We start from the raw sequence: 23,785 nt of genomic DNA on the forward strand, positions 1-23,785 counted from the left end.
CGCATGAAATACTATCTCATAGCCGGCGAGGCGAGCGGAGACCTGCACGGATCGCTACTGATGCAGGAACTCAAACAGCAAGATCCCGAAGCAGATTTTAGATTTTGGGGTGGTGATCTCATGGAGCAGCAGGGCGGTACGCTGGTCAAGCACTACCGCGATCTTGCCTTTATGGGATTTGCTGAGGTTTTGTCAAACCTCCGTACAATCTTCAAGAATATCAAGCAGTGTAAACGAGATATTGAGAAGTTTTCGCCCGATGTAATTATTTACATTGATTATCCAGGTTTCAACTTTAGGATTATGCAATGGGCGCGCAAAAAGGGTTATCGCAATCATTATTACATCTCACCACAGATCTGGGCGTGGAAAGAGGGTCGCATCAAGTCCATCAAACGCGATGTAGACGAGATGTACGTGATCTTGCCTTTCGAGAAAAAATTCTACGAGGAGAAGCACCAGTTTCCAGTACATTTTGTCGGGCACCCTTTGATCGATGCCATCGCTCAGCGACCTCAAACAGATCATGAAGCCTTTCTGGAAAAATATAAACTGGACGATCGCCCTTTGATTGCCTTGTTGCCCGGTAGCCGTAAACAAGAGATCCGTAAAATGTTGAGCGTCATGCTCAAGATGGTAGATCGTTTCCCAGGTTACCAATTCATCATCGCTGGTGCACCTGGTCAGGAAACCGATTTTTATAAACCTTTTTTACAAAGTCATGACGTAACTCTCGTGATGAATGAGACCTACAAACTGCTGAGCTTGAGCCATGCGGCGATGGTCACCTCAGGCACGGCGACATTAGAGACGGCATTATTCAAAGTGCCCCAGGTCGTTTGTTATAAAGGAGGGAGCATTTCCTACCAGATCGCAAAACGCATTATCGATCTGGACTACATCTCATTGGTAAATTTGATCATGGACGCACCCGTGGTAAAGGAACTGATCCAAAAAGAATTTAATGAAAAGAGTCTGGAGAAGGAGCTTACTAACCTTCTGGACCCTACCTACCGCAACCGCATGTTTGCGAATTATTACGACCTTGAGAAAAAACTCGGTGGAACGGGAGCGAGTAAGGAAACAGCTTCTCTGATATATGAATTTATAAAATCATAGAATTTTGAAAATTAATACGCTTTCGCGAAAGCGGAACCTCAAAACACCCCTTTTAAGATATGCAGCACTAGGTCTGTTGCTAGTCTTTTCCATGCTTGCACTCACCTCATGCGGAAGTAAAAAACCTAAGGTAGTCACCACTAAAAAGGAGCGTGCTAGACTGGGCGGCAAACGACCAGTCGTAAATTATGATCGAGATGAAAAAGCCGTTACAAAAGAAGAAACCGAAACAACCTATGAAGAAAGCGCTCCCACCTCAGAAGACATTGCGATTGAAAAAGCGCGCACTTTTTTGGGAACTAAATGGAAATATGCGGGCAACGATGAGCGCGGGATCGATTGCAGTGGTTTGATCTGTACATCATTTGCGGCTGCGGGTAGAACCGTTCCACGTACTACCTGGACCCTGAAAGAAGCTTCTAATGAAGTCGATATTAACGAAGTAGTAAAAGGTGACCTATTATTCTTTGCCACGGGTAGCAATAAAAAAAGGCTCAATCACGTGGGTTTGGTTGTGAATGTCACACCTGCTGAGATTCAATTCATACACTCCAGTACCTCAAGAGGAGTGATTATCTCGAGTTTAAATGAACCGTTTTGGTTGGGTTCTTATCTGAGTGCTGGGAGATTGGAGGAGTGATTTAGTTGTAATCTTCAATATGTTCGATAATCAATGAAGAATAGAAATGTTATAACTTTTACAGTTTTTATTTTACTTGTTTCATGCAATTCCATTAATATTCCTGGAATGCGAAGAAACTTTCGTAAGTCGGAAGAGCTAGTTGAGGAGCTTTTTGGAAAAAATGGAAATGCATTTATGATCACTTCCACATATTCTAATTTTTCTCAAGTTTGGAGTTATGGATCGGATTATCGAGAGCGATATAATTTAACCAGAGGAAAGGTCACGCATAAAGAGAAAACAAAATCTACTTTTCTTTCAGAAAATCAAAAGCTAATGAATAATTTTGAAGGAATTGATCCTTTAAATTGCATAGAACTAGATGGAGGTTTGATATTGATTAGAATGGATTATAATGCTGACAGGGACACTATAAATTATAACGCTGTAAATTTCAAATGTTTATTTGAAAACTTTAATAATGAGGAGTTTGAGAGTAAGTTGGTAAATGATATCGAATTCATACATCCCACCTATCTACAATAACTCTCACCCCAACCCCTCAGCAATCTGTTTCAGCATTCTTTTATCAGTCAATTGAATGTTCTTGCCCTGAGTAGCAACCAGCTCTTCTTTCTTGAATTTAGTCAGCGTGCGTATGAGTAATTCGGTGGCTGTACCTACGATGTCTGCTATGTCGGCGCGAGTAAGTTGAAGTTTGAGAGAGCCATCTTCCGTCACACCAAAATTATCCTCAATATAAAGCAAGGTTTCAGCGAGTCGCTGGCGTACCGTTTTTTGTGCCATGTTTACGATCACGTCATCGGCAAATTTTAGGTCGCTCGCCATTTGCTTGAGAATGGCATTGGTGAAATGGACATTGTCTCTAAGAGGTTCGGTAATAGTATCTTTAGGAATAAAGCAAACCTCCATATCTTCGAGCGCTGTTGCAGAGAGATTAGCCTGTTCTTGAGTAATTACAGAGCGCTGTCCTAAAACCTCTCCTTTCGTGGCCAGTTTCACAATTTGATCCCGACCGTTATCGCTTAATTTACTGAGTTTAGATACTCCACTACGCACACAAAAAACACCATTGAGGCGATCGCCTTCTTGAAATATATTATCCCCTTTTTTGATGGTGCGTGCCTCTTTACTGTCAGACATGCGTTTCAGCTCTTCTTTTCTCAAAGCTTTGAGTGAATTCATCTGCCTGATGATGCAGTTCTCACAACGGGATTGATGGTGATCATGATTTGACATATTACAAATGTAACCAGCTCAAGACAATCTATAGCCTAAGCTTTTTCTTATTTTCCTAAATCAGGCCGGTCCTCATAGAAATCCTTGAAAGTCTTGTCCGTTTCATAATCATCTATCAGAACTTTGTACACGGCAAAAACCAAAAAGGCCTGACCAAAAACCGTGAGATAAAACACCCACCCAAAAGAAAAATCCATTGCGGCAAAAATCGTGACTGTTATAATGAGTAAAGTAGTAATGGCTAAAGCTGTCGTTCCGCTCAGTTTCATTTTTTGTTTTCAATATAAATGGATTTTCTATTTCCCATTGCCAATTATTTATTTAATCATGTTAATACCAGTTAAATAGCTAGCTGACTTTTGTCATCTTTTAAATCTGTACAAGCCTAGACCTTTGCTCTATAGATTTTGATCATGGAAAAAGGGAATTGCTTTCATTGTGGAGATAGTTGTGAGAAGGAGGTCATCCTTCACGACGGCAAAGACTTTTGCTGTAACGGCTGCAAGACCGTCTACGAGATCCTCAATGAAAGTGACCTTAGCTATTACTATGATCTGGAGACTACGCCTGGCACTACTCCTTCTCGTTTTGAAGGTAAGTTTGACTTTCTAGAAAACGAAATCATAGCAAAAAAACTTCTGGACTTTGATGAGAACCAAATCCAAGTAGTGTCTTTGACCATACCGTCCATTCATTGCAGCAGTTGTATCTGGGTACTTGAAAACCTGAACAAGCTTAATAAACATGTAAAATCTGCTCAGGTCAATTTTCCCAAAAAGACGGTCAGAATCACCTATTCCAGCGAGCAACTCAATCTTCACCAACTGGTCTTATTGCTGTGTAAAATAGGTTATGAACCCTACATCTCGCTAGACGATACCACCGGTAAAAGGAAAAAAAGCATTGACCGGAGCCTGATTTTCAAACTAGGCGTTGCGGGTTTTGCTTTTGGTAACATCATGTTTCTTTCCTTTCCCGAGTACTTTGAAGTGGGCGAGTTCTGGTTGGAGCGATTCAAGTCATTATTTAGATGGCTCATGTTTGCCTTTGCGCTGCCTGTAGTTTTTTATTCGGCGCAAGATTATTTGATCAGCGCTTTTAAAAGTCTGCGTAACAAGATGCTTAATATAGATGTTCCCATCGCTTTGGGCGTTTTGGTATTGTTTTTAAGGTCTACGCTGGAGATTGTCATGGACTGGGGTACCGGGTTTTTTGACAGCCTTGCGGGCTTGGTATTTTTTCTCTTGCTTGGAAGGTTTTTCCAGCAGAAAACCTACGCGTACCTATCTTTTGAGCGCGATTATAAGTCCTATTTTCCAGTTGCGGTAACGCGATTAGTGAAACAAGATTCAAATGAAGATGGAGGTTCTGAATTATCTCGCTTTCGCGAAAGCGAAAACACCACAGAAACCCAAACACAGGTCTATGATCTAGAACCCGGAGATCGTATTCTCATACGCAACGGTGAACTCATTCCCGTAGATGGGATTTTGATCAAGGGTAGTGCACTGATCGATTATAGTTTTGTGACTGGCGAGGCAGAGCCGGTGCAGAAGTCATCTGGCGAGATGCTGTATGCCGGTGGTCGCCAGCAAGCGGGAATCATAGAGCTGGAAGTCGTGAAGTCCGTGGAGCAGAGTTACCTGACCCAACTGTGGTCAGATGCTGTTTTTGAGCGCGACAAATCTACTTTTTACCAAAACATCACAGATAAAGTTAGCAAGCACTTCACGATAAGCTTGTTGAGCATTGCGGTATTGGCCACCTTATTCTGGATTTTTTACGAGCCATCCATGGCGCTTAATGTATTTACCGCCGTATTGATTGTGGCCTGCCCTTGTGCTATTGCCCTTGCTGCTCCCTTCACGCTGGGGAATGTGCTGCGCATTTTTGGGAGGCATAAGCTCTATCTCAAAAACAGTAGCGTAGTCGAGCAACTCGCCGAGGTCGATGCGGTCGTATTTGATAAGACTGGAACACTCACAAGCAACGAGCAGAGCGTGGTGCATTATGAGGGCGTCGCACTAAGCGATGCAGAGCGCAGCTTGCTTACCAGCACCTTACGGGCTTCTAACCACCCTCTTTCCCGTTCGATTTATGCTCTGCTCAAAGAAAACGAGATCCAGACACTCGACGAATTTGAAGAAGTGGTAGGGAAGGGCATGAGCGCCCGAGTTCATAATGATCATATCAAAGTAGGTGCATTGAATTATGTTTCAACAACACCAGTAATAGAACACCCACAAAAAAGTAATCGCACGACCGTCCACATAAGCACTAATAATCAATACAAAGGCTGTTATGTTTTCTACAATCAATACCGCGAGGGGGTGAGCGAGCTTTTTAAAACCCTGGGCGCAGATCAAGAACTTTACGTGCTCTCTGGTGACAACGATGGTGAGCGGGAATACCTGAACCAGATATTGCCTGCACAGACAAAATTTAACTTCAATCAAAAACCAGATGATAAACTATGGTTCATCAAGCGCCTGCAAGAAGAAAGTAAAAAAGTACTCATGGTAGGCGATGGTCTCAATGATGCCGGAGCGCTTGCCCAGAGCGATGTGGGAATTGCCGTATCAGAAAATGTGAACGTATTTTCACCAGCTTGTGACGGTATTCTAGACGCAACACGGTTTAGAGATCTGGCTGGATTTATCTCGCTTTCGCGAAAAGCGAAACAAGTCATCAAATACGCGTTTGTCTTCTCGCTATTCTATAACATCATCGGGCTGGGCTTTGCGGTCACGGGACAGCTCATGCCTGTCGTTGCAGCGATCTTGATGCCCTTGAGCAGCATTAGTATCGTAGCGTTTACGACGGTTTATACGTATTTCTTGGGAAGGAAATTTAATTGCCAGTCTGCACCCTGAACGACACAAATTAGATTTCAATAAATCAGCGAGAAAAATTCAGAACATGACAAAAGTCATAATCTGCCGTGTACACCACCTCTAATTTTACCCCATAATTTAAAGTCATGGAAATCATCTATATGTTACTAGCAATAAGCGTTTGTGTCGCGATTGTGTTTTTTGTGGCTTTTATCATTACCGTGAAGCGCGGGCAGTATGATGATGTCTACACACCCTCAGTACGTATGCTGTTTGATGATGAGCTGGTAAAAAACGAGTCTACTCAACTTGAGAATAATCACAAGGCAACGGAGCCGCAACCAATAAATGAATAACTAAATCGATTATGGAACTAGAGAAGTTTTATTATGACAACAAGATCGTGCGCAAATTCATTGTCGCGACCATGTTATGGGGAATCGTAGGGATGAGCGTAGGGCTTTTGCTCGCGTTCATGTTTTTATTCCCCAACCTGACCGACGGTATCTCCTGGCTCAGTTTTGGGCGTTTGAGACCCTTGCACACAAATGCGGTCATCTTTGCCTTTGTGGGTAACGCCATTTTTGCAGGTGTTTATTACTCATCGCAACGCTTGCTCAAGGCCCGCATGTGGAAAGACTGGCTAAGTAACTTTAATTTTTGGGGCTGGCAGGCGATCATTGTGGGAGCAGCGATAACGCTTCCCCTAGGTTACACCACTTCAAAGGAATATGCTGAGCTGGAATGGCCATTTGATATTGCCATTGCATTGGTTTGGGTTGCGTTTGGAGCTAACTTAATCGGTACAATATTCCAGAGAAGACAGCGTCACTTGTATGTTGCGATCTGGTTTTATTTGGGAACTTTTGTTACCGTTGCTGTTCTGCATATTGTAAACAGTATTGAGTTGCCTATTTCAGCATTAAAAAGTTATTCTGCTTATGCGGGAGTACAAGATGCGCTGGTGCAATGGTGGTACGGTCATAATGCGGTGGCATTTTTCCTGACTACGCCATTCTTGGGCCTCATGTATTACTTCGTTCCCAAAGCGGCCAATAGACCAGTGTATTCTTACAGACTTTCGATCGTCCACTTCTGGTCGCTCATATTTATTTACATCTGGGCGGGACCTCACCATTTGTTATACACCTCCCTACCTGGCTGGGCACAAAGTTTAGGGGTAGCATTTTCAGTGATGCTTATCGCTCCGTCGTGGGGAGGTATGATCAACGGTTTGCTTACACTGCGTGGGGCCTGGGATAAAGTACGCACCGATCCGGTTCTTAAATTTATGGTGGTTGCAATCACAGGTTATGGTATGGCGACTTTTGAGGGTCCTATGCTATCGCTCAAAAATGTAAATGCGATTGCACACTTTAGCGATTGGGTTATTGCCCACGTACACGTGGGAGCACTTGCCTGGAATGGATTCTTAACTTTTGGGATGGTGTATTGGTTGGTTCCGGTACTTTTTAAAACAAGTCTCTGGTCCAAGAAATTGGCAAACGCTCATTTCTGGATTGGTACGCTGGGGATCATTATGTATGCATTACCTATGTACGTTGCCGGATTTGTACAAGCCTCCATGTGGAAGCAATTCAACCCAGACGGTACATTGGTTTACGGTAACTTCCTGGAGACGGTAAGTGAAATCATGCCTATGTACTGGATGCGTGCGATAGGGGGAAGTATGTACATTGTAGGAGCTATCATAGGAGTTTACAATGTAATTATGACCGCTCGCGCCGGTAAAAAAGTTACAGACGAACTTGCCGAAGCCGCGCCACTGCAAAAAGTAACCAGTAAAAGAACGGCCTCAGAAGGCTACCACACTTGGTTGGAAAGAAGACCGGTGAAGCTGACCATTTTTGCCACGATAGCTATCTTAATCGGTGGGATGGTGCAAATTATACCATCTCTCACAGTCGATGATTATGTACCAGCGATTAGCAGTGTGAAACCTTACACACCGCTAGAACTGGAAGGTCGTGATATATACATACGAGAAAGCTGTAATTCCTGCCACTCACAGATGGTGCGACCCTTCCGTAGTGAGGTGGAGCGTTATGGAGAATATAGTAAAGCGGGAGAATTTGTGTACGACCACCCATTCTTGTGGGGAAGTAAACGTACCGGGCCCGATCTGCACCGTATAGGTCAGAAGTACAGCGACAACTGGCACTTGAACCACTTCTACGATCCGCAGAGTACTTCATCTGGTTCGATTATGCCTTCTTACAAATGGTTGATCACAAACGAGCTGGATAAAAGTAAAACTCAAGATAAGATGCAAGCCATGGTGACTCTGGGCGTGCCTTATTCACAAGAAGAGATTGACCGCGCACAGGAGTGGATGCTGGAACAGGGAGCTCAAATTGAGGAAAACCTTTATTCAGACCCAGACTTTGCAAAAACCTATGAAGCCGATAAGAAGTATGCCCAAGAAAATGGCGAGGAATTCATAGAAATGCGCAATAGGGAAGTGGTAGCCATCATTGCCTACCTACAGCGACTGGGGACCGATATAAAAGTCCAGCCCAAAGAAGAAACCGCATCAATTACTAAAAACCAATAGCCATGCTCAAATACGTAAAAGGGAGTCTAGAAAATATCGATGATGTGGAGATGTATCCCATCATATCGCTACTCATATTCTTCATCTTTTTTGTTTGCCTTTTTATATGGGTCATTACCGCAAAGAAGGCGCATATAGAAGAAGTCAGCAACATACCGCTGGCCAGTGATGAGGATTTGTTCAACCCAAATAATAGAGAATCATGAAAACCGGACCCATCATAAGAGTAATCATAATTGCCATTTTAGGATATCTCGTACTGGAATTCCTAGGCACAACGGGTGAGCAGTCCGTATTTGTAGAACAGCCCTGGCTTTGGGCAGTACTGGGTGTGATCATTGTTTTTCACATAGCTGCAGAGGCTTGTATCGGAGCATTGGAACGAGTGTTGTACCTTACGTTGAAACCTGAAGCTCGTGAGAGGTATGATAGAGAGTACGCTTTCGCGAAAGCGAACCAATTCAAATGGTTCAAAGACACCTATAAAAAACTCGTGGGTGGAAAACCTATTGAGCAAGAAGGGGAGATCATTCTGGATCATAACTACGATGGCATCAAGGAACTGGACAACAACCTGCCGCCATGGTGGGTGTATGGGTTTTACGCTACCATAGTTTTTGCAGCGATCTATCTGGTTCGTTTTGAGGTGTTCAATGATTACGATCAAGTTGAGGAATATGAAGCAGCCGTTGCTCAAGCAAAAATCGAGATCGAGGAATACAAGAAAACCGCAAAGGATCTCGTCGATGTAAATACAGTGCAACTGCTTACTGAAGTGAGTGATCTGAATGCCGGTAAAAGCATTTTTGAAGGGAATTGTGCCGCTTGTCATAAAGTCACTGGCGCGGGTGGTATAGGCCCTAACCTGACTGACGACCACTGGATCCTAGGTGGTGGTATCAAAAATGTCTTCAGGACTATCTCAGAAGGAGGTCGTGACGGTAAAGGAATGGTTGCTTGGAAATCTGATTTGAAACCTTCTGAAATGGCTCAGGTAGCCAGTTATGTGTTGAGTTTGCATGGAAGCAATCCGCCGGAGGCTAAGGAGCCTGAAGGTGAAATATGGCTGGATCCAGATGCACCGGTAGAAGAGGTTAAAGTTGAGGTGATTGATAGTACACAGATTCAGGTGATCATAGAAGATGAGCCTGTAACTGGAGACATTATTGAAGATTAAATGAAACATTATGATCACCGAACTAGCACAGAAATTAAAAAGCAGCGAGGTACCGCTGTTCACAAAAATCCATGAGCAGGACGGTACAACGATCACGGCAGTAGGTCTTAAAAGAGGCCTAATGCTCAAGAAAAGCGATTTCCCCAAACCCACGAGATTACTGGTCATTAAAGGTGAAATAGATTTTAATACCACAAGTGAGAGCAGGAGGTATGCCTGCTATGAAAGTTATGAGATTCCAGAAACCCCAGATTATAGCCTAGAGGCTTGGGACGATGCGATCTTTCTACTGTTCAATGAATCAACAACTATTTGAACTCATACATAGAGGATTAAAATTCTGAATTAGAAGAAATGGCTGAGCAAGGAAGAGAAAACTTTAGGGACAGTATAGGAACCTTGAATGAAGAGGGAAAGAGAGCTTGGGTATATCCTAAAAAGCCCGATGGGAAGTGGTATGAGTACCGCAAGTATGTGAGTTATGTTTTGCTGGCTTTCTTGTTCAGCGCGCCATTCATAAAAATTAATGGCAATCAGTTTTTGATGTTCAATGTGTTGGAACGCCGCTTCAATATTTTTGGTTTTCCATTCTGGCCGCAAGACTTTCACTTGTTTGTGATCTGTATGATTATAGGGGTTGTGTTTGTCATTCTTTTTACGGTCGCATTTGGTAGGTTATTTTGTGGCTGGGTATGTCCACAAACCATATTTATGGAAATGGTTTTTCGTCGCATCGAGTACTGGATAGACGGCGACCGTGGTAAACAGATACGTCTGGATAAAGCACCTTGGAATGCAGAGAAAATTAGGAAGAGAGCACTCAAATGGAGCATCTTTTTTGTGATCTCATTTTTGATCGCCAATGTTTTTCTCGCCTATTTGATAGGTAGCGACCAGTTGATAAGATACATCATAGATGGGCCGGTCAAACACTGGAGTACCATAATCTCGCTGTTGATTTTCACCGGAGTATTCTATTTTGTCTTTGCTTGGTTCAGAGAGCAAGTATGCATTATCGCTTGTCCTTACGGAAGGCTTCAAGGAGTGCTACTGGATAATAAATCCATTGTTGTGGCTTACGATCACAAAAGAGGAGAGAAAGAAGACGGCCGCGCCAAGTTTAGAAAGAAGGAAGATAGGGCGGCAACAGGGAAAGGCGATTGCATCGATTGTTTTGCTTGCGTTCACGTCTGCCCTACGGGTATCGATATACGCAATGGAACGCAGCTGGAATGCGTGAATTGTACCGCCTGTATAGACGCTTGTGACAGTATGATGGAAGCGGTGGACCTTCCCAAAGGCTTGATACGCTATGCCAGTGAGGAAAATATCGAGAAAAATAAGAAGTTTGAGTTCTCGCCCAGGCTCAAAGGATACACCGTTGTTCTTGGAATTTTGATCGCGGTACTTATCGGGATGCTGTTTTTACGCAATGACGTGGAGGCGCGTATTTTAAGATTACCTGGAACGCTGTATGAGCGTAAGGCTGAGAACATGATCAGCAATGTGTACACCTACAAATTAGTCAATAAAACGGTCGACGAGATTGAAAACGTGACCTTCAACCTTAAATCTCACAAAGGAACCATTACGGTCGTTTCTCACGATAGTTTTAGTGTTCCGGAGCAAGGACTGGCTGAGGGTACCTTATTTATAGAAATCAACGCGAGCGCACTGACTGGCGATAAAGATAGGCTGGAAATTGAGGTCTTGAGTGGTGATGAAGTCATTGAAACCACGACCACGGCCTTTCTAGGACCTAGGAGTTATAAGTAATTCCGCTTTCGCGAAAGCGGAAATATTCAATCACAATTAAGGAAGAACAATGAACGAAACCATAAAAAGAAAATGCTGCGGTGACTGTCGCAACGGAAAGTTAGGTACAAATCATGCTTGTCACAGAAGATTTGATGCAGAACAACTCAAAAATCAAGCTTTGAATTCAGAGCAAGAAGAAATTTAAAATCTACGATTATGAAAATCAATTGGGGATGGGGAATAGCGATAGGCATGCTGGCATTCATCGCATTCATCATGTACTTTGTGGTTACCATGAGTACCAGTAAAGAATTTGACCACGATCTCGTGACTGAAGATTATTATGCCAAAGAAATGGTGTATCAACAAGAAATCGATGCAGAAACTAACACCAGGAACCTGGATGAAGCTATTTTGAGCAAGAAAATCGCTGAAGGCTGGCAAATTGATTTTCCCAAATCACTGGAGCCTTCTAAAATTAAGGGAACACTTGCTTTTTATAGACCGTCTAACGAGAAACTGGATTTTGAAATAGCACTAAATCTTACTGATCAAGTAGTAATCATTCCAGAGGAACGCTTGCTAGGAGGACGCTGGAACATCACTATAGACTGGGAGTATGAAGGTAAACCTTATCTATACAAGGAATCCATAACCTATTGAAATGATCTGGTCGGCTTTACTTTTTGGGTTATTGGGAAGTTTGCACTGTGTAGGCATGTGCGGGCCTATTGCTTTTTTGCTACCACTGGATCGTAAGAGTAAAACCAAGCGGTTCTTCCAGCTTGTAGGCTATCACAGTGGTAGACTGTTGACCTACTCCTTGCTGGGAGCATTGATAGGCTTGGCCGGACGCAGTTTTAATCTGTTTGGGATCCAGCAGCAACTTTCTATCTTTATAGGAGTTGCTATGATCTTGGTAATTTTGATTCCGGCCAAAACGGTCGGCCGGTATAATTTTTCAAGACCTATTTACAGCTGGGTAGGTAAGATCAAGAGCAGTATGGGGAAAGAGCTCAAGAAAAAAGATCCGTTTAGCTTTTTTACCATAGGCTTGCTCAATGGTTTTTTACCTTGTGGGCTGGTGTATATGGCGATTTTTGGAGCGCTGGCAAGTGGCGGTTCAGGCTATGGAGCTGCTTACATGGCAGTTTTTGGTTTGGGAACCGTCCCGCTCATGACCACGGCTGCTTATATCGGTAACTTCTTAAAAGGAAGCATCAGACAGAAGATCCTGAAAGTGATTCCAGTCTTAGTAATGCTAGTAGGAATGCTATTCATTTTAAGAGGATTGGGTCTAGGAATTAAATACATCTCTCCTTCAGATCATGTCGCTGTAGAAAAAGTTTCAGCAACCTACAACTGTCATTGATATGAGAAAGAAACTGAAGTCTATGATTGATTCTTGTCTAGATCAGATAAGCTTTAAAGCCATTGATCTGTTGGTATGGAGCTCGATGTGGTTTACAGGTCAACTTTTGAAAAAATCTAAAAATTAAAATATGGAAACTACAAATCTTCCTTTAGCCAATTGGGGCAACGGCACCATCATGATAGGCGTTTTTGCGCTGGTATGTATTGTTTTAGTGGCTGTAATCTACAACATGGTAAACTCAAAACCCGCTGATCAGACAAACGATAAAACTACTGACCTTGATTCAGACTCTAAAACCCTGAACACATGATTTCTAAAATTCTTTTACAGAGTTCAGAACGCTGGGAAGATTTTGCCTTAAGCTATGGAATCTACGGTTTAGTCATTTTGATCATAGCGATATATCTCATTGTTAAAGTAAGAAAGGCTCGTAGGCATAAAAAACGCAATGAGAAATTGCGGAAAAAGTAATGCTTTAACTCAAAATCAAAAAATGTTGTCCAGCCGATTCTTGTTCAGTCATGACGATTGCATTACATTGAATGCAGGTGATTTTCATAAAATCATCTGGAATTCAAAAATTATAATAAAACATGAATTGGAGAAGATATAGCAAAGCCCAAATCAATCAGAATATAGAGGAAGCTCTTGAGCAAAACGTAAATTTCTATGACGACCTAGCTATGGGTGTACCCGCATCGCATCTGGACGGTGAGGAATTTGCCTCAAACTCTCAGATCCTTGAGGGCAGTACCTATCTCAAAACCCTCGTTGCTAATCCTAATCACATAGGGGTTCATACAGACGAGTCAGAATCTGAGAACTTTTTCTCAGGCACCCAAAAGTTAGAAGCTGAGGTCATAAAAGTCATTGGTGAAGATATTTTAAGAGCCGATGCAGAAAGTGTGGATGGCTACGTGTCCTCTGGAGGGACTGAGGGGAACATACAGGCATTATGGACCTACCGCAATTATTTCAGGAAAAGATATGATCTAGGAAAAGACTACAGCTCTATTGCAGTGATTTGTTCAACAGACTCCCACTATTCCTTTGATAAAGGAGCCGATCTTCTCAACCTCCATATTTTTAAAGTTGAGGTAGATCAAAACACCCGCAAGATCAAGCAGCAAAGCCTAGAGAAACAAATTGATAATTGCAAAGCTCAAGGAGTGGATAAGATAATCTTGATCTGCAACATGATGACCACCATGTTCGGATCAGTAGATGACTTGGATGATTATTGGAATAAGTTGAGTGCCGAGAATTTTGAGGTTAAAGTGCATGTAGATGGCGCATATGGAGGTTTTTTGTATCCCTTTACGGTTACTGATCAAAAATTGAATTTCAAAGACGATCGTATTACCTCCTTCTCGCTCGATGCACACAAAATGCTTCAAGCACCTTATGGAACCGGTCTCTTTTTGATCCGTAAAGGCAATTTGCATCACACTTTAACTGACACTGCGCAGTATGTTTCTGGAATGGATTGCACCCTCATAGGCAGTCGCTCTGGGGCAAACGCGATTGCAGTCTATAAAATCTTGTTCAATTATGGGCCTTTTGATTGGAAAGAAAAGGTGGATCGACTCGCCTACAGAACAAAAATGCTGGCGACCCATTTAACTAATTTGAAGGTTAAATTCATTCATTTTGAGGGGAGTAACATCATAACAATTCATAAAAATTACATCACACCTGAGATCAGCGGCAAGTACGGTCTCGTTCCAGATAATCACCATGATCCCAGTTGGTATAAAATCGTGGTTATGGATCATGTGAGAGGTGATAAGATCAGGAAATTTTTAGAAGATCTCTACCACCATCACGAGGTAGAATTTCAGCCACTAGTTTTCCCTTAAAAAATTATTTTTGTGTGACTTAGGTCACCCACTTAGGTGATTTCCAGATCTGTTTTTATGGTAGGAAAATGAAGATGATCTCGCTTTCGCGAAAGCGGAATCCATCAAGACAGAGCTCAGTCATTTATAAGCTGTATTAAGGGTATATTTGTCAGCTAACTTATTGAACCATTATTTATTAAACTAAAAGGAGAGCTCTGCAAAGCTCTCCTTTTTTGTTCAAGAAATTAAATCAATGGTTGGTAAGCTTACTTTTAAATCAAACCGTCATGGAGAACAGTTGTACTTTGGGCAATTTGCGTTGCAACCTTAAGTCAAAAGGCATACAAATGTTCCGGATGAAGGGTTTACCGCTTTCGGTCACGATAATGCGATCGTGAAATAGCTCAACCAGACCGTCTTTTTCCAGTTCCTTTAATTGAATAAGTACATCTGGGATTTGTGGAAAGCGTAGGTTTTGATCAGACCAGGATGTTTCAAACCGGCACATGAGGTTCAAGATGTGCTTGCGTATGATCAAATCTTCCTCGTTGAGTAAATGCCCGCGCAACAAGGGCAGCTTATCATTTCTAAGCGCAGCATAATATTCTTTCAAGGTTTTTACATTTTGTGCAAAACCGTACCAACTATCGCCTATGGCAGAAACGCCTAACCCCAGCATCACCTCAGTTTTTGAAGAGGTGTAGCCCATAAAATTGCGGTGTAAAGAACCATTCAGCATAGAATCGTGTAGCTCATCTGTCGGTAAGGCAAAATGATCCATACCTATCTCAACATATCCCGCCTCGAGAAGAAGCTGTTTGCCTATCTCATATTGCTTTCTTTTAACAGCCGCGGTCGGGAGGTCTTTTTCATCGTAGCCGCGCTGACCATTCCCTTTTATCCAAGGTACGTGTGCGTAACTATAAAATGCGATGCGATCAGGACGCAGGCGTATCGTTTGATTAATAGTGTGGATGACGTGATCTAGGTTCTGAAATGGCAATCCATAAATCACATCATGCCCTACCGATTCATAGCCGGCATCTCGTGCCATTTGAGTGGCTTGTTGAACATGCTCAAAAGGCTGGATGCGATTAATGGCTTTTTGCACCGTCTCGTTATAATCCTGAACGCCGTAGCATACTCTATTAAAACCGTATGATTTTAAAAGTTCCAAATGTTCCTTGCTGGTGCTGTTAGGATGTCCCTCAAAACTAAAGGCTGTTTGTGATGACGCTTTCGCGAAAGCAAATACACCATCAAGCAATTTACCCAAATTCTCAGCTGAGAAAAAAGTAGGAGTTCCACCCCCCAGATGAATTTGTTTTACGACTGGCTGAAAAGTGAGTTGGTTTAAATAAAGTTGAAATTCTTTCAGAACCGCATTGATATAGGGAATCTCGAGTGTATGGTTTTTTGTGATGCGTTTAGTACATCCACAAAAAGTACACATGCTTTCACAAAAAGGTAAATGAATATAAAGGCTGATTTCATTTGAGGAATCTTGGCTGGCGTGTAAATTCAAACTATTTATCCATCCTTCTTCTGAAAACGTAGTGTTGTCCCAGTAAGGAACCGTAGGGTAACTGGTATATCTAGGTCCAGCGACATTATACTTGGCAACCAATTGCGGATCAAATGCTTTCATAACTTCTTTGAAATCAAGTTACAAAACTAAAGGAGGCAGAGAGCGTAATTTGATGACTTTTGTCAGTCTTAGTTAATTTCATAAGCAGACCTCTGAGATTTTTAAAACCTCAGAGGTCTCAATACTAGTTCTTTTTTTCAAGTAGACACTTTTGAAAAGGTACGCTCCCACACCCGCTTCTTCCTTTTGAAATAAAAACTTCCCACAAATCCCACAGCCCCAGCAGACAATCCTACCAGAGCATAAAAGATTCCGTAGGAATTTGGGATATCAAGTATCAATGGGAGTCGGGTGAAAACCTCTGCCGCAAAGGCGCAATATAATCCTATGACGGACCAATACATCCACGACAAATGCTGGACTATGTAATCAGCTTTACGTTTTATGAGTAAGGGAGTCATTCCTAAGAAAAGCGTGATTGTACTGATGACCGCAAAGAAGTGAAGAATTCCGAAACGGCCATGAACTTTATAAATCATAAAAGCCGTGGCGCAAACGATCAACATGCTCACAGCATAAATATAGCCGATAATTTTGTGTAATTTGTTTCCTTTAGTTTTGGCTAAGACTAAGCTACCAGTAATAAGTGCTATTATCGCGGCGATGGTATGAAACCAGCCTATGAAATCTTGTGGCATGATCATGTTTTAATGTGAAAATGCATCTACTGGTACTTTATTCAAATATTATCTGACTGAGTTGTCAAAATATAGCACTCAACTGAAAATTATGTCATTTCTATGTAAGTCGTCAGGTGTCCAGCTCTCTAGTAAGGGCAGGTTTAAACCTGCCCTTACCGAAAAGCAACTCATGTTCTATTAATCAAGAAAGCTTTCCAAGCTAAACCCCTTAACTTTACACCAAAACTCGTGGTATGATACCTTCTTGGTTTTGGCGGTTGTTAATTGTGATGTGTGTGATCTGTCTTGGGATCATAGGTTATAAAATTGCGATGGGAGAGCGCAATCGGGCTTTTATCTGGTATTCGTTTTTGTTTTTGATGGCGATTTGGTTTGCGATCCGGCAGAATAAGGCAACAAAAAAGTAAATCATTACCTTTCAAGACTAGATGGCACTTTTTAAACGAGATCCTTGGATTCTGGATGTGTATCGCACCTACAGCGGCAAGCACCACTTGTACATAAGGGGTCGCGCCCTTGAAGATCAGCCACTCAAACATTTTGAACAGCAAACCCTCTATCAAACCATACGCAACACCTGGCGCACCTTTGCCACAGACGAGATACGCAATGCGCTGGTCGTCCTCACGCTCAAAAACGGAAAAAAGTTTGAGACTAAGGCTGATCATGAAGGTTATTTCTTGTTTGATATTCCCGTAGATCAAGACCTGGTTAAACAGACTGATGATGAGGGCTACTTGCCGTTTCATGTGGGATTTGATGAAGATAATTCCGCTTTCGCGAAAGCGAAAAAACAAAAACGCATCTCCCTAAATAAATTCCCTGGAGAATCCCTCATACCTCCCGATACCGCTGAGTATGGCGTGATAAGCGACATAGACGACACGATTATGCATACCGGCGTGACGAGTTTTCTCAAATTGCGCGTGGCGTTCAACACATTTTTCAAAAATTACGACCGCAGGTTGCCACTGAAGGGTGCGGCGAGTTTTTACCAGTTGCTGCACAGAGGAAAGTCTGGTGCCGCGCAAAATCCCATGTTTTATTTGAGTAACAGCCCGTGGAACTTGTACAAGTACTTGGAAAAGTTTCTCGATTTTCACGGATTTCCCAAAGGGCCAATTTTACTTCGGGATTTTCCCACGCCATGGGACCGCACGCCCAAACTCAAGAAGCCGCATAAAGAAAAACAGCTGCTCAACATTATTAAACACTATCCCGAAATGAAGTTTATTCTGATAGGCGATAGCGGCGAGCACGACGCCGATTATTACATGGCGGTGGCAGAGCAGTATCCAGATAGAATTTTAGCAATTTATCTAAGGTCGGTGAAGCACAAGAAAAAAGTGCTCCGCATCAAATCCCTCGCCGATGGCTTTACTATTTGTCCCATGCTGCTGGTTAATGAATCCAAGTTTGCCGTTGACCATGCTAGGGAAAATGGGTGGATCATTTGAAAAATTCCAAACCTCAAACATTCAAATTCCAAAATACAAGATTGCTGAAATATTATTGAATCTTTAGCGAGCCCCCTCGAGGGGGTTGGGGGTGTTACTGGTATAAACTCCAAGCTCCTAGCTCCAAGCTCCAAGCTCCAAGCTCCAAGCTCCAAGCTCCAAATTAAATAAAGAAATATCGCTTGCTGATAGTGAAGAGTGTATTTTGGAAAAAAAATTCAAATGCCTTGGAACTTGGTATTAGAAAAAATCGATTTCCTAACTCCTAACTCCTAACTCCTAACTCCTAACTCCTAAAGCACCCCACGCTGCTTTTCATAAAACGCATCGGCCTGTTGTTGCATGAGTTCGCGGGCAATTTTTCTTTTGTAATTATATAATTCCTGTTCTTCTGCGATGTCGGCATAGACGCGGTTGTTGACGTCACGATCTGTGGTGAGCAGAATCTCACGTTGTGCTTTTTGCTGGGCGACCCAACTGCGCACGCGGCCTTCACGTTCGGCAAGTTTTAAGTCATACTCACCGGCTGGAGCGATGAGTTTGGCTAGGATGGGGCTGGTCTCAATGGCTAGAAACAGCAAGAAAATGAAAAACGAGGTGAAAAATGGCAACTTGTTGAGCGCGGTAATGCGCGCCATGAGTCCATCGAAGTTGTCGATGATGGGCTGACTGCTTGCGATTTGCTGGTCTTGGGCGATTTTGGACTGGGCGATCTGAGCCTCGAGAGCAGCGATTTTATCAGCATTGGTAGCTTTTAGGGCTTGAAGTTCTGCTAATGCGGCGTCGTGTTTCTCACGTTTTTCTTGATACACGGGTCCTTTGCCCAGTTTTTTGGTGCCTGCCGTGCCTTCGGCCTCTGCGATGTAGGTAGCGTAGAGTGCGTTGACCTCGGCTTCCTTGATTGCTATTTCTTCTTTGAGTTGTTGTATCGCTTTCGCGAAAGCGGACTGATCACTAGCATACAGCGCTGCCACTTGCTCCTGATTATCGAGCGTCATGGCGTTTTTCTCCTCGAGCAACACTTGGTCGATTTCCTTTTCAAAAATCTTAAGTTCCAAAGGTTTTGAGATGACCACGGCAATGATGATAGCCAGCAACAATCTGGGAACGGCCTGAAGGATTTCACGCCAGCGACTGCCGCTTTTCTTGAGCGTACTCACGATATACCGATCCAGATTGAAGATCAAAAGTCCCCAAACCAGCCCAAAAGCTACAGCCGTCCAAATATTATCAAAAACGGTGTACAGCGCATGACCCGAAGCAATAAACGCCATGAACGCGGTAAAGAAAACGGTGGCGCCTATGCCGGCGTGCTTGTGGCGCTCGCTGGCACCGCACTCCTTGAGTAGGGAGGCATCTGCACCGCTGCACATGATAAAAAAGGACTGCATAACGTGGATTTTAATACTAACGCTGGATTACGTATTATGTTATGCAAGGTAGTGAAATGATTATTCACCTCTCCTTTCTTTTAAGCATTTGGTATCTCAAATAAACTAAACCAATTATTTTCTTGTAGATCCTGTTGCATCAAAGATCACATACTCTTTTTGGTTAGCGCGATCTTCAATTCCAGCAACGAGTTTACCATACATGGGTTGTAATTCTTCCATAGTGTGGGGTAGGTCTTTAGCGGCAAATAAAGCAGGTCTTCCATCTTCACTCTTTCCAACCTTAAAACCGAGTGTAAGCTCATTAGACGCTTCTAGCATTATAGTAGCGGGAAGAGTTTCCAATCCATCTAAGAAGTAAGCAGCTTCATTCCCATATCTTAATTTCATCGCTCTGAGGATAGTTGCGGCAACTGGATTTTTTTGCATTTGATCAGCATAATCTCTTGTGACCTTTATAACAGGAACTTTTACGTCTTTCTTATTTAAATCTTTAATGTAGGTAATGGTATCAGGGTACTTTTTGTTATTGGCAATTGAATTGTCCTTATTTTGTTGGAAATACTTCGTATTCTTCCAATCCTCTTTACCACGAGCTCGCAAATCATAGAAATAATAATTATTGATTCCGTTTTCTTTTTTCACTCGTAACGAATCTGAAACGAAATTTACCATTTTACGATACTGCGATGGGGCAAGTTCTTTTCCATTGTTATAGATCTTAGAGCCATTTTTAAGTGCCTGACCTATGTCTAGATTGTCCATCTCGGTTTTAGTGGGGACTACCAGCCTTTCACGGATGTCCCAGCCTTTTTCGTACCAGTTGATTTCCTCGCCATTTTGGTCAAAAATTTTGATGCCAGATTCGTCATTTGTGTAGCTATAAGTTTTTCCCTGTATCGTGATCTTGCCACTCGGGCTATTGTTATCAATATAAATTATATCATTCTTAGAGGGGGCAGATAATGAAATAATGTCCATAATATTGATATACTCGACACCATTTTCAAAGTATTTGGACAATAAGATTTTTTCGGGATCGATTTTTTTCAACTGATCCAAACTCATAGTATCTTTCGTGAGAATCTTCAATGTAGTACTCGTGGTGTCCATGGCTTTTACAGACTGTTGTACGATAAGCTTTTTATCATTGATTGCTTTTTCAGTCTTTTCTGGATTTCTAAGGAGTCGATCGAACTCTTTCTTAGGGTCCCATTTCATGAACGGTTCCATTTTATTTAGTTTCTGATCAATTTCCTTTCCGTTCAAAGTGAAAAGGCGTACAGTAAAATCATCTTGGATTTCATATTTATATTTAACTTGATTGTATACTGTAATACCTTTTTTTTGATATGGATTAACATCATAACCGAAGACATGATTCTCCTGATTTTCTGGAGCAACTTTGATCGAGTGATCAATAATCACAGCCTCCTCCTTTTCCTGACCACAAGAGTAAACGAGTGCTGCAACTACCGGAATTAATATCAAAATTCTAAGTATTCCCAGGTATGTTTGAGTAGTGGTTTTCATAATTGTAAATCGTTTTTTAATGATTGGAAAATTGTAAGTGTGAACTAAAGCGCTTGCTTTGGATCTTTCTAAATAAGAAAGTAAGCTCTGCTGATAAACTTTTAGGTCAAAGCCATTTTTCAACACAGCTTGATCTGCTAAGAACTCATGATTGAGCTTAATGGAATATTTATAGAGGTAGAGTAGAGGATGGAACCATAACACAATTAATAGGGTCTCAATAAACAATATGTCCCAACTGTGTCGCTGATCAATGTGCGCCTTCTCATGATTCAAAATATGCTCTGGCACATTAATTCCCTCAGGAATATAAATTCTATTTAGAAAAGAGCAGGGAACATCCAGCTCTTTTTTGCGGACTATTTTAATTGAATTCCATGTATTTATCGTGTCGTTTTTAGATACTTTTAAACTCATTAAATTTTTGAGAAATCTATAGATCATCAAAATAACTCCCACGCCATAAAGTACCCAGACTATATGTATCCACTCAAAGTGCGATTCATTTGAGGTTTCAATACTTGATGCATGTATCAGGTCTTGAGTGTTCTGTGGGGTTGAAGAAATGAATGGATCTAAGGGAAGATTAGGAATCTCAACCTGAGTGATGCGTACCACAATCACAGGAATAATCGCTGAAACAACTAAACTTCCCAAAAGATAAAACCGCTTAAAATGATGCCAGCTTATATTCTCTAAAGCGAGTTTGTAAAACAGCCAAAGGCTAAATAAAACAATTGAAAACTTGATGAGATATTCCATATCATTCCTTTTCTATCTGTTCATCAATAATCTTACGCAGCTCTTTCAACTCTTCTTGACTGAGTTCTGTTTCTTTTGTAAAAAATGAGGCAAACTGGCTGGCGCTGTCGTTGAAAAAGTTTTTGATGAGTCCATTTACCTGCTTTGAGAAATAGCGGTTTTTATCAATTAATGGATAATACTCTCTACTCTTACCATAAGTTTTGTATGCGATAAATCCCTTATCGGTCATGCGTTTGAGCAAGGTGGCAATGGTAGTGTTTGCCGGTTTGGGATCGGGATAACACTCCAGTAGGTCCTTCATAAATGCACGCTTCTGCTTCCAGAGGTGATTCATGAGTTCTTCTTCACTTTTTGATAATTTCATCTCTACAGATATAGAATTACATCTACAAATGTAGAATAAAATTTGAATTCTACAAGTGTAGAATGAATTCATTTTTACTTTTAAGCAGGAACGATCAGATAGCAAAGGTTTAAAGCCGTTGGTTTTTCTATATCATCATCGATTGTAAGGAGTCTCATTGACCCACCTGAAGCCTCTAGAAATTAGTGGGAACTTTTTGAGGTCTAGTCGCTGCATCTTAAACTTCAAGCTGTCTTGCCCGATTTTTCCTTTGAGTCTATAAGTTATACTCTCTAGTTTTTGGATGGCAAAATTCGGCGGTATGGAATCCGCATCTTTATGGTAGATGGTAGCTTTTTGAATATTCTCATCTATAATTAGATGGTAGGCGCTCACGCTGTCTCTGAATTTGATGTTGGCCTTATTTTTCTGCTCTATAATAACATATCGCCAATCCTGGCTAGAGCTTACTTCATCATTGTCACCTTCCTTTTCAAAATCAGATATTTCATAAATACCGTAAAAACGATATTTTTTCTGCTGGCGATCGATTTTGGGTTTTAAAATGAAAAAGCCCACAAACGTGATTAAGAATAAAAATAAGGCTGTGAATATCCCTTTTATTTTACCAATGTTGTGGTAAACCGCTGTGTGTTGAAGAGCGTGATATTTGACTTTGGGAAGAGCTCTGTTTGAACCAAAGAAAACATGAGACAACGATCTCCAGTCTTCGCTTAATAAAACCAGACTCATTAATACCAGATGCAAAGAAAAAATCTTCACGGGAATATCAAAACACAGGTTCATGACTGCGACATGTCCCATAACACCCAGAGTGAGTAGAGCGCCTAGTGTTTTAGTCCTCCTGAAGATAAGAAACAGCCCAGCAAAAACTTCAAGCAATCCCGTGAAAATGGTGTAAACTGGGTTGAACCCCATAAAGGTCCACGCCAGTCCCATGGGAGACATCTCGCCTACTTGTTGTACGAGTAAGGTAAGGCTAGGAGTTTGAAACTGAATCAAAAATACTTTTGCAAAACCGTACACCAGCATGACCGCCGCGACAAATAACCGCAACAAGCTCATGAACCAAAACCTCAGTTTTCTATGCGAATTTCTCTTGCGACCTATTAAACTCCATGCAATCACACCTGTAACCGCAAGAATGGCTTGCAGGAACACGGCAAGGTAGTCCATCGTGCGATCCCCACTACCACTGGAAACCCTACTCAAGTTTTCAGATAGACCGAATATCGATTCTCCTATCCACGCCAGCAATGGATCGATCAACCATCTTAAAAATAAAAAGGTTATAAACAGTGAGATAAATAAAAACAAAAACCTGAAGGCAAGTTTTGATAAGAGATTCCACTCTTCCGCTTGTTCAGGTTTTTGTTCTTGCATGGTATTCTATTAATTCCCTAGTAAGACCTGAAAATTAACAAA

The 23,785-nt window shown here is 41.8% G+C and carries 24 protein-coding genes; 16 read left to right on the plus strand and 8 right to left on the minus strand.

What is annotated here, in order from left to right; all coding sequences use genetic code 11:
- Window positions 1-3: 3 nt before the first annotated feature.
- From lpxB to BST97_RS13100, 3 genes are all read left to right on the plus strand, one after another.
- Complete coding sequence (gene lpxB / locus BST97_RS13090) at window positions 4-1,119, plus strand: lipid-A-disaccharide synthase (RefSeq protein WP_085767661.1); 1,116 nt, start codon at window positions 4-6, stop codon at window positions 1,117-1,119.
- 4 nt (window positions 1,120-1,123) lie between these two features.
- Complete coding sequence (locus BST97_RS13095; RefSeq protein WP_157111675.1) at window positions 1,124-1,759, plus strand: C40 family peptidase; 636 nt, start codon at window positions 1,124-1,126, stop codon at window positions 1,757-1,759.
- Window positions 1,760-1,867: 108 nt separating this feature from the next.
- Window positions 1,868-2,287: a hypothetical protein gene (locus BST97_RS13100; RefSeq protein ID WP_085767663.1), complete on the plus strand. Its 420-nt coding sequence runs from the start codon at window positions 1,868-1,870 to the stop codon at window positions 2,285-2,287.
- A gap of 3 nt (window positions 2,288-2,290) precedes the next feature.
- Here BST97_RS13100 and BST97_RS13105 read toward each other — a convergent pair whose 3' ends face one another.
- The gene (locus BST97_RS13105) at window positions 2,291-3,001 is read right to left on the minus strand and encodes a Crp/Fnr family transcriptional regulator (protein WP_085767664.1); all 711 of its coding nucleotides are present in this window, start codon (window positions 2,999-3,001) and stop codon (window positions 2,291-2,293) included.
- Between the two features lie 47 nt (window positions 3,002-3,048).
- Window positions 3,049-3,270: a hypothetical protein gene (locus BST97_RS13110; RefSeq protein ID WP_085767665.1), complete on the minus strand. Its 222-nt coding sequence runs from the start codon at window positions 3,268-3,270 to the stop codon at window positions 3,049-3,051.
- Between the two features lie 144 nt (window positions 3,271-3,414).
- Between BST97_RS13110 and BST97_RS13115 the strand changes: the two genes are divergently transcribed.
- The 12 genes from BST97_RS13115 (at window position 3,415) to BST97_RS13165 (ending at window position 14,579) form a co-directional block, all read left to right on the plus strand.
- Window positions 3,415-5,874, plus strand: coding sequence for a heavy metal translocating P-type ATPase (locus BST97_RS13115; protein ID WP_085767666.1), 2,460 nt, complete (start codon window positions 3,415-3,417; stop codon window positions 5,872-5,874).
- Between the two features lie 107 nt (window positions 5,875-5,981).
- Window positions 5,982-6,191, plus strand: coding sequence for a cbb3-type cytochrome oxidase assembly protein CcoS (gene ccoS, locus BST97_RS13120; RefSeq protein WP_085767667.1), 210 nt, complete (start codon window positions 5,982-5,984; stop codon window positions 6,189-6,191).
- An 11-nt stretch (window positions 6,192-6,202) separates the two neighbouring features.
- On the plus strand, window positions 6,203-8,410 hold the full coding sequence (gene ccoN, locus BST97_RS13125; protein WP_085767668.1) for a cytochrome-c oxidase, cbb3-type subunit I: 2,208 nt from the start codon (window positions 6,203-6,205) through the stop codon (window positions 8,408-8,410).
- Window positions 8,411-8,412: 2 nt separating this feature from the next.
- Entirely contained in the window at window positions 8,413-8,616 is a 204-nt protein-coding gene (locus tag BST97_RS13130) for a CcoQ/FixQ family Cbb3-type cytochrome c oxidase assembly chaperone (RefSeq protein WP_085767669.1), read from the plus strand.
- Window positions 8,613-9,587 (plus strand): cbb3-type cytochrome c oxidase N-terminal domain-containing protein, encoded by a 975-nt coding sequence (locus BST97_RS13135; protein ID WP_085767670.1) that lies wholly within the window; start codon window positions 8,613-8,615, stop codon window positions 9,585-9,587. The genes BST97_RS13130 and BST97_RS13135 overlap by 4 nt, the downstream gene beginning before the upstream one ends.
- A 10-nt stretch (window positions 9,588-9,597) precedes the next feature.
- The gene (locus BST97_RS13140) at window positions 9,598-9,903 is read left to right on the plus strand and encodes a hypothetical protein (RefSeq protein ID WP_245833578.1); all 306 of its coding nucleotides are present in this window, start codon (window positions 9,598-9,600) and stop codon (window positions 9,901-9,903) included.
- A 38-nt stretch (window positions 9,904-9,941) separates the two neighbouring features.
- Window positions 9,942-11,363 carry a cytochrome c oxidase accessory protein CcoG gene (gene ccoG / locus BST97_RS13145; protein WP_085767671.1) on the plus strand — a complete coding sequence of 474 codons (1,422 nt, stop codon included), beginning with the start codon at window positions 9,942-9,944 and terminating at the stop codon, window positions 11,361-11,363.
- A gap of 198 nt (window positions 11,364-11,561) precedes the next feature.
- Window positions 11,562-12,008 (plus strand): FixH family protein, encoded by a 447-nt coding sequence (locus BST97_RS13150; RefSeq protein WP_085767672.1) that lies wholly within the window; start codon window positions 11,562-11,564, stop codon window positions 12,006-12,008.
- A gap of 1 nt (window position 12,009) precedes the next feature.
- Entirely contained in the window at window positions 12,010-12,717 is a 708-nt protein-coding gene (locus tag BST97_RS13155; protein ID WP_085767673.1) for a sulfite exporter TauE/SafE family protein, read from the plus strand.
- Window positions 12,718-12,847: 130 nt separating this feature from the next.
- Entirely contained in the window at window positions 12,848-13,030 is a 183-nt protein-coding gene (locus tag BST97_RS13160) for a hypothetical protein (RefSeq protein WP_085767674.1), read from the plus strand.
- The gene (locus BST97_RS15880; protein ID WP_157111677.1) at window positions 13,027-13,191 is read left to right on the plus strand and encodes a hypothetical protein; all 165 of its coding nucleotides are present in this window, start codon (window positions 13,027-13,029) and stop codon (window positions 13,189-13,191) included. Before BST97_RS13160 ends, BST97_RS15880 begins: the two co-directional genes overlap by 4 nt.
- Window positions 13,192-13,313: 122 nt before the next feature.
- The gene (locus BST97_RS13165) at window positions 13,314-14,579 is read left to right on the plus strand and encodes an aminotransferase class I/II-fold pyridoxal phosphate-dependent enzyme (RefSeq protein ID WP_085767675.1); all 1,266 of its coding nucleotides are present in this window, start codon (window positions 13,314-13,316) and stop codon (window positions 14,577-14,579) included.
- Window positions 14,580-14,838: 259 nt separating this feature from the next.
- On the opposite strand, the gene hemN is transcribed toward BST97_RS13165, so the two are convergent.
- Window positions 14,839-16,209, minus strand: coding sequence for an oxygen-independent coproporphyrinogen III oxidase (hemN, locus tag BST97_RS13170; RefSeq protein WP_085767676.1), 1,371 nt, complete (start codon window positions 16,207-16,209; stop codon window positions 14,839-14,841).
- A gap of 137 nt (window positions 16,210-16,346) precedes the next feature.
- Window positions 16,347-16,847 carry a DUF2306 domain-containing protein gene (locus tag BST97_RS13175; RefSeq protein ID WP_085768263.1) on the minus strand — a complete coding sequence of 167 codons (501 nt, stop codon included), beginning with the start codon at window positions 16,845-16,847 and terminating at the stop codon, window positions 16,347-16,349.
- A 431-nt stretch (window positions 16,848-17,278) separates the two neighbouring features.
- Here BST97_RS13175 and BST97_RS13180 point away from each other — a divergent pair, with 431 nt between their 5' ends.
- A complete protein-coding gene (locus BST97_RS13180; protein WP_085767677.1) occupies window positions 17,279-18,307 on the plus strand; it encodes an App1 family protein in 1,029 nt (342 codons plus the stop codon).
- A 293-nt stretch (window positions 18,308-18,600) separates the two neighbouring features.
- Here BST97_RS13180 and BST97_RS13185 read toward each other — a convergent pair whose 3' ends face one another.
- From BST97_RS13185 to BST97_RS13200, 4 genes are all read right to left on the minus strand, one after another.
- The gene (locus tag BST97_RS13185; protein ID WP_085767678.1) at window positions 18,601-19,698 is read right to left on the minus strand and encodes a DUF4407 domain-containing protein; all 1,098 of its coding nucleotides are present in this window, start codon (window positions 19,696-19,698) and stop codon (window positions 18,601-18,603) included.
- 114 nt (window positions 19,699-19,812) lie between these two features.
- Window positions 19,813-21,993 carry a M56 family metallopeptidase gene (locus BST97_RS13190; protein WP_085767679.1) on the minus strand — a complete coding sequence of 727 codons (2,181 nt, stop codon included), beginning with the start codon at window positions 21,991-21,993 and terminating at the stop codon, window positions 19,813-19,815.
- Window position 21,994: 1 nt separating this feature from the next.
- Entirely contained in the window at window positions 21,995-22,360 is a 366-nt protein-coding gene (locus tag BST97_RS13195; protein ID WP_085767680.1) for a BlaI/MecI/CopY family transcriptional regulator, read from the minus strand.
- A gap of 135 nt (window positions 22,361-22,495) precedes the next feature.
- Window positions 22,496-23,743, minus strand: coding sequence for a DoxX family protein (locus BST97_RS13200; protein WP_085767681.1), 1,248 nt, complete (start codon window positions 23,741-23,743; stop codon window positions 22,496-22,498).
- Window positions 23,744-23,785 lie beyond the last annotated feature (42 nt).

The organism is Nonlabens spongiae, assembly GCF_002117125.1.
Taxonomy (GTDB): domain Bacteria; phylum Bacteroidota; class Bacteroidia; order Flavobacteriales; family Flavobacteriaceae; genus Nonlabens; species Nonlabens spongiae.

What these genes read in the sequence shown, in the direction of transcription:
- lpxB (WP_085767661.1), top strand. Translation starts at nt 4, where the DNA reads ATGAAATACTATCTCATAGCCGGCGAGGCGAGCGGAGACCTGCACGGA.
- BST97_RS13100 (WP_085767663.1), top strand. Translation starts at nt 1,868, where the DNA reads ATGCGAAGAAACTTTCGTAAGTCGGAAGAGCTAGTTGAGGAGCTTTTT.
- BST97_RS13105 (WP_085767664.1), bottom strand. Translation starts at nt 3,001, where the DNA reads ATGTCAAATCATGATCACCATCAATCCCGTTGTGAGAACTGCATCATC.
- BST97_RS13110 (WP_085767665.1), bottom strand. Translation starts at nt 3,270, where the DNA reads ATGAAACTGAGCGGAACGACAGCTTTAGCCATTACTACTTTACTCATT.
- BST97_RS13115 (WP_085767666.1), top strand. Translation starts at nt 3,415, where the DNA reads ATGGAAAAAGGGAATTGCTTTCATTGTGGAGATAGTTGTGAGAAGGAG.
- ccoS (WP_085767667.1), top strand. Translation starts at nt 5,982, where the DNA reads ATGGAAATCATCTATATGTTACTAGCAATAAGCGTTTGTGTCGCGATT.
- ccoN (WP_085767668.1), top strand. Translation starts at nt 6,203, where the DNA reads ATGGAACTAGAGAAGTTTTATTATGACAACAAGATCGTGCGCAAATTC.
- BST97_RS13130 (WP_085767669.1), top strand. Translation starts at nt 8,413, where the DNA reads ATGCTCAAATACGTAAAAGGGAGTCTAGAAAATATCGATGATGTGGAG.
- BST97_RS13135 (WP_085767670.1), top strand. Translation starts at nt 8,613, where the DNA reads ATGAAAACCGGACCCATCATAAGAGTAATCATAATTGCCATTTTAGGA.
- BST97_RS13140 (WP_245833578.1), top strand. Translation starts at nt 9,598, where the DNA reads ATGATCACCGAACTAGCACAGAAATTAAAAAGCAGCGAGGTACCGCTG.
- ccoG (WP_085767671.1), top strand. Translation starts at nt 9,942, where the DNA reads ATGGCTGAGCAAGGAAGAGAAAACTTTAGGGACAGTATAGGAACCTTG.
- BST97_RS13150 (WP_085767672.1), top strand. Translation starts at nt 11,562, where the DNA reads ATGAAAATCAATTGGGGATGGGGAATAGCGATAGGCATGCTGGCATTC.
- BST97_RS13155 (WP_085767673.1), top strand. Translation starts at nt 12,010, where the DNA reads ATGATCTGGTCGGCTTTACTTTTTGGGTTATTGGGAAGTTTGCACTGT.
- BST97_RS13160 (WP_085767674.1), top strand. Translation starts at nt 12,848, where the DNA reads ATGGAAACTACAAATCTTCCTTTAGCCAATTGGGGCAACGGCACCATC.
- BST97_RS15880 (WP_157111677.1), top strand. Translation starts at nt 13,027, where the DNA reads ATGATTTCTAAAATTCTTTTACAGAGTTCAGAACGCTGGGAAGATTTT.
- BST97_RS13165 (WP_085767675.1), top strand. Translation starts at nt 13,314, where the DNA reads ATGAATTGGAGAAGATATAGCAAAGCCCAAATCAATCAGAATATAGAG.
- hemN (WP_085767676.1), bottom strand. Translation starts at nt 16,209, where the DNA reads ATGAAAGCATTTGATCCGCAATTGGTTGCCAAGTATAATGTCGCTGGA.
- BST97_RS13175 (WP_085768263.1), bottom strand. Translation starts at nt 16,847, where the DNA reads ATGCCACAAGATTTCATAGGCTGGTTTCATACCATCGCCGCGATAATA.
- BST97_RS13180 (WP_085767677.1), top strand. Translation starts at nt 17,279, where the DNA reads ATGGCACTTTTTAAACGAGATCCTTGGATTCTGGATGTGTATCGCACC.
- BST97_RS13185 (WP_085767678.1), bottom strand. Translation starts at nt 19,698, where the DNA reads ATGCAGTCCTTTTTTATCATGTGCAGCGGTGCAGATGCCTCCCTACTC.
- BST97_RS13190 (WP_085767679.1), bottom strand. Translation starts at nt 21,993, where the DNA reads ATGGAATATCTCATCAAGTTTTCAATTGTTTTATTTAGCCTTTGGCTG.
- BST97_RS13195 (WP_085767680.1), bottom strand. Translation starts at nt 22,360, where the DNA reads ATGAAATTATCAAAAAGTGAAGAAGAACTCATGAATCACCTCTGGAAG.
- BST97_RS13200 (WP_085767681.1), bottom strand. Translation starts at nt 23,743, where the DNA reads ATGCAAGAACAAAAACCTGAACAAGCGGAAGAGTGGAATCTCTTATCA.